Source organism: Pseudoalteromonas luteoviolacea NCIMB 1942 (genome assembly GCF_001625595.1).
GTDB classification, from domain to species: domain Bacteria; phylum Pseudomonadota; class Gammaproteobacteria; order Enterobacterales; family Alteromonadaceae; genus Pseudoalteromonas; species Pseudoalteromonas luteoviolacea_A.
Genome location: NZ_AUXT01000214.1, coordinates 32880 through 44861 on the forward strand (window position 1 = coordinate 32880; position 11982 = coordinate 44861).

An 11982-nucleotide genomic window follows, 5' to 3' on the forward strand; every position below is an offset into this window, starting at 1 on the left:
GTTATTCTCCCCAGCTCTGTGTATCACACTTACCAAACACCAACGCACTATGAATACCAGAGAAGCCACTTGCATCCTTTAACACATTCTCGATTTTGTGCGCTTGAGCTTGGTTTGCGACGTAATTTAAATCACATTGAGGATCTGGCTTTTGCATGTTGATCGTTGGTGGTACTTGCTGATGTTTCAATGCTAAAATTGCTGCAATAGTCTCCACAGCATTAGCCGCAGCCAACGCGTGACCAATTTGTGATTTTGAAGAACAGACTGGAATGTTATACGCGTGCTCACCCAGCGTTTTTTTCAGTGCATTGGTTTCGTTCACATCATTTTGAGGCGTTGAACTACCATGTGCATTAACGTGGTCAATTTTATCTGGACTCAATTGCGCATCTTGTAGGGCCGCAACCATGGCCCGATGAAGGTCATGCCCTTCTGGCTGTAAATTTGTCATATGATACGCATTACAAGTAGAACCAAAGCCCTTTAATTCAGCATAAATAGGGGCATTTCTGGCAATTGCATGTGACAACTCTTCCAAGACAAATATCCCACAACTCTCACCAAGAACAAACCCAGAACGCGACGTATCATAAGGTCGAGAAGCCGCTTCTGGGTTATCATTTGAATCACTTGTTAGTGCCCCTATGATATCAAAAGCACCAAATGCAATGGGTGTCAGCGGCGCTTCACTGGCACCACTTATCATCACATCAGCCAAGCCCGCTCTTATAGTATTAAATGCATGGCCAATGGCGTCTAGTCCAGCAGTGCACCCCGTAGCCAACGTTTGTTGTGGCCCGCAAGCATTCAATGTCTTGGCTATTTCGGATGTCGCAGTATGAAAGCATGCACCCGAAAGTAAATTCTGTGGCACACCGTCCAAACTAAATGGCGCTTTCCCATTGTCCGTTTGGCGCAGAAACTCTTCTTCCATAAATTTTGTGCCTGCAATCGCTGTAGCGATACAAATACCCAGTCTTTCGTTGTCAACATTGTTGTCTGTAAGCCCAGCATCCTCGACGGCCATATTGGTCGCTGCCAGTGCGAATTGAGCATAACGATCTAAAGATTCAATTTGCGTCTCATTTAGACCAAATTCGCTAGGTTCAAAGCCTTCGACAATACCCGCTATCTGCGCATCAAACTCAGATACATCAAACTGGCTGACATTTCTTACACCGCTTTTACCTGCAAGGTTGTTACGCCAGAAAGACTCCAAATTAAGTCCATTAGGCGCAATCACGCCCATACCTGAAACGACAACTCTGCGTTGTTTAGAATGGTGTTGATTCAACATGCCGACCTCCTAGTAATTGCCTAAGCCGCCACACACATTCAGTGCCTGCGCGGTGATCCCTCTGGCATGCTCTGAAGCAAGGTAAATCACCATACCTGCAACTTCACTTGGCTCAATATATCTACCGACCGGCACTCTAGCTTCAATCCTCGATTTGGCTTCTTCCACTGACACATCCCAAATACGAGCGTAATTACCACGGACTTTTTCAGCCATCTCAGTTTCAACAAAACCTGGGCACACTGCATTTACCGTAATATCTTGATTTGCCCGAGCAAGCTCTAAACCCAGCGCTTTACTGAAACCAACCACACCATGTTTTGAAGCACTATAAGGTGCACCATGAATAACGCCCTGCTTGCCACCTGTCGATGCGATGTTAATAATGCTACCACCCGCTTTAATGAGCGACTTTTGCAGTGCTGTTCTAGTTACAAAAAACACCGCATTTAGGTTGGTATTAATGGTTTCAAGCCACAACTCATCAGTAATATTGGCTGTCACACCACCACCAGAACGGCCAGCACAATTTACCAATATGTCAATGTGGCCAAATTCTTTTTCCACGCTATTAAATAGTTCATTCACTTGATGAGAGTTACCCACATCACAAGAGAATCCAGACACTTTAGATGATTCGGTCGCTAACTCTTGAACAACGCTTTGTAGACGCGCATTATCTCTAGCAACCAAAATACAGTTATCACCATTTTTAATAAAAAACTCTGCGATGGACTTCCCTATCCCACGTGAAGCTCCAGTAATTAGTACGTTACGCTGTTTCATGTTCAGTTCCTTTTAAACTTGAGTCGATGGCTTTCATAGTGCCAATACTGTTGTTGTTAATTGCAGTTTCAATTTTTGCTTTAGCTTGATCAACGGCAGTGTCTGTCCAAAAATCGGCATTCATAACAATGTTATGCCAAGAAGTGATCTCTACTCCTTCCTCAACTTCTTTCACTGTCCAATAGCCTTGATGCTCTAGTAGCGCTGGTGGTGGCGATGGTTGAAAATACGAGATTTTGCCACCTTCAACTTTTCTAATTGAGCGAATTTTTTCTTCTTTGTCCTCAACTTTTACAACCATGGTAAATTCTTGGTTTTCATGGTCTTGGTAATGCATTTGTACTTTTTCGCAATGTGGTAGTAGCTGTGGCCAATGTTTAGCATCTCTCAGTAATTGAAATACCGCCGACTTTGTATAAGGTAAAGTCATCGACGCTTCAAATTCATGACTGAGCACCTGTTTTTCAATTGCCTCTTTAATTGCATTCAACTCTTTGCTGCTGTTGCGCTCTATACATTCGAGCATGTAACTGTGAGCCTGTTCGCGTGTCTCAACACCTTCCACTAATCCAGCAACTGCCTCTTTCACTTCAAACTCATGTATTAGCTCGATTGAACAGCCATTATCTTGGACCGTTACTTGCCAAGTTCCATGCATATATTTTAAAAGTGACGATGGCTTAGTTTGCTTAAAACAAATTGTTCTGGCTTGGCGGTCAATTTCTCGCTTTGAAGTCCAAGAAAGGATACTGTCATTCGCAATTGCGGTTATTTCTATCACCTGCTCTGTTTGGGTTTCAGATACCACATTAGCAGCCAAACAAGGCGGAAATACCGATGGCCAGTTTTTTACATTTAAACAAAAAGAAAATGCGACTTCAGCTTCACAATTTACATTTATAGTATGATTAGTTTTCATGGTTATTCCTGTTTTCAATTGATATTAAAATTATTTAATTAATGAATTGAATAAACAACTGGTCGGGAGTACTGTTTTTCAGGAAATAAAAAAGGCGCTTGCGCGCCTTTAATTTAAAATAGTAAAAAAGCTACTAAATTGCAGGTTGCTCCTTGGGAGTAAGCTTCCGACTCAAACGCAATCCATCTCTAACATTTAGAGAAATCAAAAATATATTTACTAAACCAGCAAAAACCTCCACCGACTGAACCAAATAGAACTCAAAACCAAACAAGTCGGACTGAGCCAAATAATTCAAATAAAAAGCACAAGGAATAAGAACAAACAAACCATTCAAACCAATAAAAGGCATTCGTTTAGCTTTGGCCTTTATTTTCTTATTTTTACTTCCGTTAGCCATATTAAACCCTGACCCTGCAGTCACTATCAAACATGGTATCAATATAAATAAACCAGGAGATAAGATCTTACTTTTCACCTGTGCGACCAATGCATAATTACCTGTTAACTCAGAATACAAAGTTGCTGATAAAAAAACTAACAATGTCATTAGCGCTATCCCACCGGCCACTTTATGTGCTATTTTTTTTGCTTTCATTGCTATACCCTACTATCGTTATTAATAGCCTTTTGAAACATTTGAAACCGGCTATTTACTCCATAAAGCTTATATAAATTATTACAATGAAACTTCACTGTACTGAGTGATATATAAAGCTGGTTGGAAATTTGTCGATTGTTATAACCTTGCAGAATTAAGTCTAAAACTTGCTTTTGGCGTTTTGTCATATTGTCCTTCATGGTTTTCTCCTAAGAGCTAGTATTTGGCTCAGAACTGACTCTTGTTAAGTAGTTCCCTTTTATCCCTACAGCAACGAAAGCAGAACATATCTCCATTTGTTCACGTTGTATGGAAAGTGTTTCTAAATTGTGTAGAGACTGTATTAATTATAACCAACACATTTGCAACTGCAACAGTTGTAAATGCTAAATTATCATTTGCGAAATCATGTGGTACACTTACTCTAAATGTATGGCGGGCCTGTTATACAAGAGGGTTCATCAAAAAATTGGTAAGTTTTTTGCCACTTTTTAATGAGCAAATTAATGATCTACATCAACTTTTTATGAGGTGGTATTGTTTTGGAGAAATTTTCAAAAAATGACAGTCTAGGATGGCATATCGCGGTCTTAAGTAAAATAATGGCATCTATGCTAGAAGAAGAGCTTAAGAAGTTTGATCTAAAATTGGCGTATTGGCCAACGTTGATGCTTTTATGGGAGCAGGAAGGTCAAACTCAAACCGACCTCACCAATGCATGTCAAACGAATCACTACACAACAACAAGAGTACTAGATAAACTAGAGGTATGCGGCTTAGTAGAGCGTAGACTTGATCCGAGTAACAGGAGGGTCTTTAGGATTTTTCTCACTAATAAAGGTCGTGATTTAGAGACACCTCTTACCAAAATAGCGACAAATATCAACAACCAAGTTTTACAAAAGTTAGAAAATAAAGAACAAAAAAACCTACTTAAAATTTTAAAATCAGTAAACAATGTATGATTGTAAAAAACTATACTGTGGAGCAGTTATAGTCTAACAAATAATGCGTTACCTTATTTGACATAAATTACTCACCGATAGAGAGTGCTATGTCTGTAAGAATAACTTTTACAAAAGATAGAAATAAGATTGTTTCGCCTTTAAAAATCACTAAATTAGAAGGTAATTTTAAAGGCGAACACAAATATGGCAACTCAAAATATAATGAATTTCACTTTAACAAAGATAAGTACGGAAATAGTGAAGAACTCTACAAACTAGTCGATAAGCATGTCAAAAAAGGCAGGTTAAAAAACGCCAAATTTTGCGTAATAACTCTCTGCAAAATTAAAAACAAAGATTCAAATAAGTTTTTATCTCAATTCTTTTCAATCCTACCTCACATGAAAGAAAGTCCGGGGTTTGTCGATTTCAGACTATATAAATCGAGAAATAAAAAATCAAATTTTAACTATATAAACATCGCCACTTGGTCCTGCATAAAAGAACTTGAAAACACATTTTCAAAGATTCAAAAAATAGGTCTTGTTAAAGGTGGTTTTGATAGCACCAGCGAAGTAGCAATTTGTAACTTACCTGAAATAAAAAAAGGATTCATATCATGATATATAGAATTGACCTATTAAATACGAACCAGCCGAGTGATTGCCAAGTTATTTGGGAAGAAAGTGTAGAAGAACTTAAAAAGATAGAAGGCTTTAAATCTGCTGAACTGCTAAGAGTATATAAAAATATCAACCGTAGCAGATACGACCTAGTTAGCATTATTGAATGGGCAAATCGAAATAACTACCAGACAAGCACAAGCTATGAAAATACCTATGCGTTTTTACCTCCTGGCCAACTGCTTACACACAACAATATTTATGAAGTAATCAATTCTGGTGCTCAAACAGGTGTCAATCAAGCGCAAACAAATTTTGTCGTTACAAACCCTTATCGGATCAGTGAACAAGAGTCTGATATCAATGCGTCTATGTGGGACCAATCAAAAGAACACATGTTAGAAAAACAAGGGTTTGTTAATGCTCGACTATACAAACGGTTAGACGAAACAGCTCAATACTACTTCTTCAGCCGCGCTAACTGGCAAAGCGAAGCACTGTTTATGAGCCAGTTTGATGGGAAAGACTTTAAAGAAATCATTTCACAGTTTGAAGATACATTTTCAATTTGCTTTTCAAACTCAGTCGTATCAACTACAAAAAAGGAAATTCCAGCATGATCCAAGTTATAGACTTAATAGAAACGGAAGACAAAAAACAAACTCGTCTTTTATGGGAAACCGTTAGCAAAGAGCTTAGCAAACATAGCGGCTTTATCGCTGCTAACCTTTATGAGACATTTGAGTCTATTCACCCTACCGCCGATTATCAGTTGACTAGCTTTACCCAGTGGGAGGATCAAGCATCATGGCTAAACGCGAAATCTGCTGTTAAATCGAACACCGAGATCAAAGCTTTACTTGAAAAAAGCGACGCAAAATTTACTGCTTTCACCTCTGAGCTTAGAAGTTCAGATGCACGTCAAGAAGAACTAAATACGATTGGTCATCAAAACATGGTGTTGGTGGATGTTGTTTCCGTAGAACCTGAGCGTATGGATGCATACGCTTCTATGTGGAATAACGCGAAAAACTTCATGAAAGATAAAAATGGTTACGTTAGCGCTCATTTATATCAAACGGTCGATCCAAGCTCGGACATAAAGTTTATTAACATGCCAGAATGGAAGTCAGCGGAGCTATTTTCAACGTCGCTAAAAACCGAAGAGTTTTTCAACATAGTCGACGATTTTAAAGAGAACTTTTCTTTATATCTATCAAACAAGCTCTTGTCTGTGCTTCCCGAACAGCAGCCAAGCTAGAGGGCATCATGAATTACATCATTGATATTTATACGACTGATGACAAGAGCAAGTTGTGTCAATATTTATCCGATAATCTCACTGAGCGCGTTGAGCTTGCCGTAGAGATCTATACCAAATTTAAAGAGGTCAAGGATGCATTTTATGACGTTTTGGTCGTATATAAAGGCTTAGAAATCGAGCGTGATGTAGAGCAAATTAGCAATAATATTGACCAAAGCCTTTACAGTGCTCATGAACGTATTGCTTGTCGTATTGCCATTGAACTTGGTCAACTTCAAGACACGTTAGAATCTGGCTGCTGGCTCATTAACCCATTTGAAATCACTACACAGCAAATACCAGATGTGATTGATATGTGGGATAAAGCAAAAGACGACTTGATCCATAAACCAGGTTTTGTACATGCAAGATTGTTCCAAGCTCTCACTCCTCACCCTAAGTACAACCTGATCAATGTCGCACACTGGGTGTCAGAAAGCACATTTACCAAAGCCATTGAAGCGGATTCTTATTCATCCCATAGGCAACGGTCTTTACAATACAAATTGCATCCAGCTCTTTGCAAGTCAAGATAACTAAGGAAAATTAAAATGAACAAAGTAGCACTGATATCCGGCGCAAATAGAGGCATCGGAAAAGCTGTCGCAAGCTCACAGGCAAAGCAAGGAACCAATCTGATTCTTGTTGCTAGAAACCAGCTTGAGATTGAAGACTTGGCATATACACTACGCTCCCAACACAACATTAAAGTTGCTACGATTATCTGCGATATCCGCGATATTACAGAATCATCGGATCAAATCTCAGCGGCAATTGCACAAATGGGTGGCCTAGATATACTCGTTCACAGTGCGGGCATATTTCACTACGGAACCAGTATCGTTGCACAAGCCCAATTGAGCGAACTCTTTGACGTGAATGTTGTGGGAGCACAGCAGCTAACCAATATTTGTTTGCCCGATATTAAACAAAGCAATGGACGAATCGTGTTTATTTCATCTGTTACAGGTCTGCAAGGTTTTGCTCCAGTGGGTGGCTATGCTGCCAGTAAATTTGCGCTTGTTGGCTATGCACAGTCTCTGGCAAAAGAGCTTTTGGAAACAGGTGTAAAAGTGACCACACTGTGTCCTGATGTCGTAAACACTGATATGGGAAAACCTTCAGGACTTGCGGATGAGCAGATGATAGATCCTCAAGACATTTGCACAAGCATAGACTACTTGGCACAACTTTCAGATGCTGTTGTCATTGAACAAATAACCCTGAAGTGTCGAGTCATCGAGCAGATGATGAACGTGCGTAAATAGCCCATATTTAGATCAGAGGTGACTGATGAATAAGCTAGGAATAAAGTTCATGGTATCTGCCGCATTTTATGGACTAATTGCCATGTCAGTGGGAGTCTATATGGCCGCCACCAGCGACTATTTATTTAAGGCCGCTCATGGCCATTTAAACTTACTCGGATGGGTCACTATGTCGATTTTTGGCATTGTCTATTTTGTTCTTCCGGATTTAGCTTCGACCAAATTAGCGAAACTGCATTTTTACTGTGCGCACATAGCCGTACTCTTTTTGTCCGGGGGCATGGCTATATTTGTCCTATTTGGCTCGACAAATGTTGCCAAGGTAGGTGCAGTCTTCGCTATTTCGTCTATGTTATTGTTTTTATTTGGGCTAATAAAGTATGGCAGTGATAACACAAGCCTCCCGCACGCTAGCGTGATAGACAGTAAGCTGCCAATATCTGAATAGTAAAACAAACGTGGTGCGCACTTAGCACCACTTTCCGAATGATAAAGTCATTGATACACACCACAGTTAGCAACGCACTGTTGTCTTTATATTCAGATACTAGTTTTTAGCCCCCGCCAATCGTTCTAAAAACGCTAAACTTGCCCGCTCTGTTTCACTTGGCGTATAAGGCGTGCGGTCTAACTTTGAAATCTCTACATCCAATAAAGCAGCTTCCGTGATGTCACTCGTACCGTAACGAGTGCCCTCTCCCGGGACAGACGACATGCGTTCGATAACGAAGGTTTTTAATTCTAGTGCTTTTGCGCTCTTTGGAATGACACTTTGATGTGCTCTGAGAGTGATGATTTCTCCGCCCTCTCCCAATTTACGCTTACCAACTAAATGCGCCAGCGGTAATTCTCCATCATAGAGATTTGCACGCACGCGATAAATACCGGCCTTCTGAACATCCATCTGTAGTGAAATCACTAAATCGCTTTTCTCTATCCCCGTATTAGAGACATGTAGTAGTCGCGCACTCGGTTGCATGTATTTGGCATGGGCGACCAAAATTACCTCTTCGCCGCTAATATCCGCAATGGCCTTAATGCTAATGTCACCTACAGGCAGTTGTTCAGCTGCCAGTTTGGTTTGTGCACGCCCACCTATCACTTGCATTTCTACACTGTGAATCGTTTTCTTTTCTCCTACGAGGCCGACTTGTATTCGCGCATTTTGAATACCTTCTCCTTCTAACCACACCTCAACAGACTCCGGTTTAATAAACCTAAACTTATTCAAGGATAATGAAATGAGCTGGTCTTCACCGAATAAAGGGGTAGAAATAGGTATAAATTTATTGGGGCTAAGTCTGTCTTCGTCATTGACAGTAAGAGGTTGCGAATAGGGAGCAAACTTCAAAGATTTGCGATAACCTATCGCAATATTCTGCGCTGCGGTTTCAACTTGCATCTTTTCTATTGGCTCATTAGGTGTACTCTCAGCGACTTTGCTTTCACTTACTTCATTAGTCACTTTAGGATTACTCGCAACCGGTTTAGTTTCCCCCAAAACTATCGACTCAGCACTGACATCAGGCGTCATAGAAAACCAGATGATAAGTGCGATTAACGCACTTATCATCATCGATAAAGCCAAAATTCTCATGACTTTTTACTCAGGCAAAGCTGCAAACATCAATGCAGACATGCTTTGATTATCGGAGTTACGTACGTACGTGTATTGCTTTTTCCAAAGCCAAAAGCCTTCATTTTTTGTATAGGTATCAAAGGCAATTCGTTTATTAGGGGCAATATCAATCGCCGTGTTCGCAGCAGTTACTTTACCCTTTGCATTATCAATAATTATTGAAAGATGGTCATAGTTATCACTCATAAGCATCGGGTAATGATAGGGCAAGAAATGCCTTACACCTTTGTCTTGAGAGGTAACTTTTCCATCTGTCGCAATATTCAAACTACAGCTATCAAAAGATCCAGCCTGATTTGCGCCACAAGCAGAGTGCGTAGCCACAACGCTGTCATCTTTGCCTGGCAAAAATAGTTTTGTCGCGCCCAGAAACAAATCGCCGTCGGCTACAAAACGTAATCTTGGCGTACGGCTATCTGGAAAACTCGCAATTTGGCGTGCATTATTTACTTTTAAATCGTTCAATACACCAAGCGTTTCGCCAATTGAACGCCCTAACCAAGCTCTGATTGCAGCTTCTGTAAGTGGGTTAGATGCGCCATTTGCGACATTTACAGCTACATCAGCAAGTTCACTTCCACCACCCGCACCTGCTACATCAAATGTAGCAACAATATTAAGAGGTTGTAGTCCAGCATTCTCCAGCCAGTTTGCTTGATTGTCGATAATATATCTTGCAATCAGATCTCCTGTAGAATGAGTGAGTAAAATACACCCTGGTACACATATACCTTGCTCAGACATTGACTTTAATTTGGGCCAAAGATAATCGCTCGCAATCTTGCCTTCAACCCGTTCAAATGACGGCCAATCGATACGCTCATCCGCAAGCGCGCCCCAGTAGTCTGCCCAATAGGCTTCTGCGTCACTTTCTAGCTTACCCGAATCAATCGTAAATAATTGTTGGGCTTGAAAACCATGAATTAAAACGGTTTTGTATGCTTTTGCCTGAGTGTGCAAACTGACACACAGTATCGTTACTAAAAAACTAATAATGAGTATGTGGTTTGATAATTTCACTACTTATGCTCCTATTGTTGTATCCAATACGCCAACACACAACATAACTTCGTGTTCAACTCATCAAGGTTTATCAAGTAAATACTCAAAAATCAAACTTTATAAACAATTTAGTTACTTTTACGTTAACTAAAATGCATCTAAATTTTATGTGAAAATGGTCTAATATATTGATTTATAGGTGTATAAAATACAATCAGGAGAATATGAAATCAGGTAGTTTTATTTAGAAAAGAATAATAGAAAGGTAATTTAAAGGCCTCTTATGGGCCTTATAAAGTACATTTGCGATTAACCAGCTACTTCTACTCGATTACGTCCATGAGATTTAGCCAAATACAAAGCTCTATCGGCACATTCAACAAGGCTATGCCAGCTCATTTCTTTACCGTAAAGCGCAATACCGAAACTTGCAGTAATATGTTTTAAAACTTCACCCGACTCTTTGTCCTTAATAGAAAGCTTTGCAATATCTTCTCGGATTTTATTTGAAAACCCTACAGCCTCACTTATGCTCGAAAATGAGCTTAGAATACAAAACTCTTCTCCGCCATAGCGATATGCTTGCCCTTCTTTATCAGTATGTAACTTCAACTTTTGCGCAACTTTACGAAGTACATCATCACCACGCTGATGACCGAATTCATCGTTAAACTGCTTAAAATGATCAATGTCTATAAAAATCATGACCTTTTGAAATGAACTAGGCTCATTGCAAAACTTGACAATGTCATCATCAAACTTACCGCGATTATATAAGTCTGTTAGCTTGTCGGTGCTTGCTTTCGCCTGAGCATCAGTAAGCGTTTCTTGGAGCTGCTTAATCTCACTGTAAGCGACTTCTAACTTCTTTTGAAAGCATAAGGCATTATGCTGCATAACTATTGATTCTTGCGTAAGCTTAGAAACGTAGTTAAGCACATCATTATAGATCTCAGGTCCAGCCTCAACATTCTGCTTTTTAAGTTGATGCAATCCGACATGACATTCAGATAATACAGCAGAAAAGTCTTCTGAACGGCTTAGTGTATTGTTAATTTCCGCTTCAACATTATTTAATGTGTCTTTCACTAAATCAGACATTTCATGAAATAGAGCAAGATCTTGCTCACTTAAAAACTCATCAAATAACATTTTTGCTTGCGCTGGTGGACAAGTACCGTACTCAGCAAGCACTTGTTCTAGCTTCTTATTTAATTCTGGCTCTTTCCCAAGAACGTAACAATACCAAATCGCATAATTCATTGGCGACAGTGGTATTTGATATTTAACCATAAAAGGTACAGCCTGCTTTAAGCAGTTTGCCGATTGAGCGAAAGAGCTATTTTGTTCCATAGAAGACCCATCAAGCCGTTTCGCACAAAAACGGCGTTTATTAATAATTTTTGTTCTGCTTTGAGAGCCAATAAATTCAATACTAAATAATTAGAAAAAATTAATCAATGCTGTTTTTTACACTCTAATAACAATGGCTAATTTTGTGAAAATTGCATACGAATTAAGTACAAAGAATTACGCAGGAATAAATTATCTATACCTTTTAAACATAAGATCCGATTACAGGAACTTTTGATTG

At 39.6% G+C, this 11982-nt stretch carries 15 protein-coding genes; 7 read left to right on the top strand and 8 right to left on the bottom strand.

The window, feature by feature from the left end; translation table 11 throughout:
- Position 1 precedes the first annotated feature (1 nt).
- The 5 genes from N482_RS22075 to N482_RS26170 all read right to left on the bottom strand — a co-directional run bounded on the left by N482_RS22075 (position 2) and on the right by N482_RS26170 (position 3806).
- Positions 2-1300: a beta-ketoacyl-[acyl-carrier-protein] synthase family protein gene (locus tag N482_RS22075; protein WP_063379107.1), complete on the bottom strand. Its 1299-nt coding sequence runs from the start codon at positions 1298-1300 to the stop codon at positions 2-4.
- A gap of 9 nt (positions 1301-1309) precedes the next feature.
- Entirely contained in the window at positions 1310-2086 is a 777-nt protein-coding gene (locus tag N482_RS22080; RefSeq protein WP_063379108.1) for an SDR family NAD(P)-dependent oxidoreductase, read from the bottom strand.
- A complete protein-coding gene (locus N482_RS22085) occupies positions 2073-3005 on the bottom strand; it encodes an aromatase/cyclase (protein WP_063379109.1) in 933 nt (310 codons plus the stop codon). Before N482_RS22085 ends, N482_RS22080 begins: the two co-directional genes overlap by 14 nt.
- Before the next feature lie 133 nt (positions 3006-3138).
- Entirely contained in the window at positions 3139-3603 is a 465-nt protein-coding gene (locus tag N482_RS22090) for a hypothetical protein (RefSeq protein ID WP_063379110.1), read from the bottom strand.
- Between the two features lie 2 nt (positions 3604-3605).
- Positions 3606-3806 (bottom strand): helix-turn-helix domain-containing protein, encoded by a 201-nt coding sequence (locus tag N482_RS26170; RefSeq protein ID WP_063358301.1) that lies wholly within the window; start codon positions 3804-3806, stop codon positions 3606-3608.
- Between the two features lie 342 nt (positions 3807-4148).
- Here N482_RS26170 and N482_RS22105 point away from each other — a divergent pair, with 342 nt between their 5' ends.
- The 7 genes from N482_RS22105 (at position 4149) to N482_RS22135 (ending at position 8195) form a co-directional block, all read left to right on the top strand.
- Positions 4149-4571, top strand: a complete 423-nt coding sequence (locus N482_RS22105) for a MarR family winged helix-turn-helix transcriptional regulator (protein ID WP_063379112.1) — start codon at positions 4149-4151, stop codon at positions 4569-4571.
- A gap of 89 nt (positions 4572-4660) precedes the next feature.
- Positions 4661-5176: a hypothetical protein gene (locus N482_RS22110; RefSeq protein ID WP_063379113.1), complete on the top strand. Its 516-nt coding sequence runs from the start codon at positions 4661-4663 to the stop codon at positions 5174-5176.
- The gene (locus tag N482_RS22115) at positions 5173-5796 is read left to right on the top strand and encodes an antibiotic biosynthesis monooxygenase family protein (RefSeq protein ID WP_063379114.1); all 624 of its coding nucleotides are present in this window, start codon (positions 5173-5175) and stop codon (positions 5794-5796) included. The genes N482_RS22110 and N482_RS22115 overlap by 4 nt, the downstream gene beginning before the upstream one ends.
- Positions 5793-6437, top strand: a complete 645-nt coding sequence (locus N482_RS22120) for an antibiotic biosynthesis monooxygenase (protein ID WP_063379115.1) — start codon at positions 5793-5795, stop codon at positions 6435-6437. Before N482_RS22115 ends, N482_RS22120 begins: the two co-directional genes overlap by 4 nt.
- 8 nt (positions 6438-6445) lie before the next feature.
- On the top strand, positions 6446-7015 hold the full coding sequence (locus N482_RS22125; RefSeq protein WP_063379116.1) for an antibiotic biosynthesis monooxygenase family protein: 570 nt from the start codon (positions 6446-6448) through the stop codon (positions 7013-7015).
- Between the two features lie 15 nt (positions 7016-7030).
- Positions 7031-7747, top strand: coding sequence for an SDR family NAD(P)-dependent oxidoreductase (locus tag N482_RS22130; RefSeq protein ID WP_063379117.1), 717 nt, complete (start codon positions 7031-7033; stop codon positions 7745-7747).
- A gap of 25 nt (positions 7748-7772) precedes the next feature.
- Positions 7773-8195, top strand: coding sequence for a hypothetical protein (locus tag N482_RS22135; protein WP_155730679.1), 423 nt, complete (start codon positions 7773-7775; stop codon positions 8193-8195).
- A 99-nt stretch (positions 8196-8294) separates the two neighbouring features.
- Here the strand turns inward: N482_RS22135 and N482_RS22140 are convergent, their stop codons facing one another.
- From N482_RS22140 to N482_RS22150, 3 genes are all read right to left on the bottom strand, one after another.
- Positions 8295-9344, bottom strand: a complete 1050-nt coding sequence (locus N482_RS22140; protein WP_155730680.1) for a hypothetical protein — start codon at positions 9342-9344, stop codon at positions 8295-8297.
- A 6-nt stretch (positions 9345-9350) separates the two neighbouring features.
- Positions 9351-10406 carry a hypothetical protein gene (locus N482_RS22145; protein ID WP_063379120.1) on the bottom strand — a complete coding sequence of 352 codons (1056 nt, stop codon included), beginning with the start codon at positions 10404-10406 and terminating at the stop codon, positions 9351-9353.
- A gap of 291 nt (positions 10407-10697) precedes the next feature.
- Positions 10698-11741: a diguanylate cyclase gene (locus tag N482_RS22150; protein ID WP_063379121.1), complete on the bottom strand. Its 1044-nt coding sequence runs from the start codon at positions 11739-11741 to the stop codon at positions 10698-10700.
- Positions 11742-11982 lie beyond the last annotated feature (241 nt).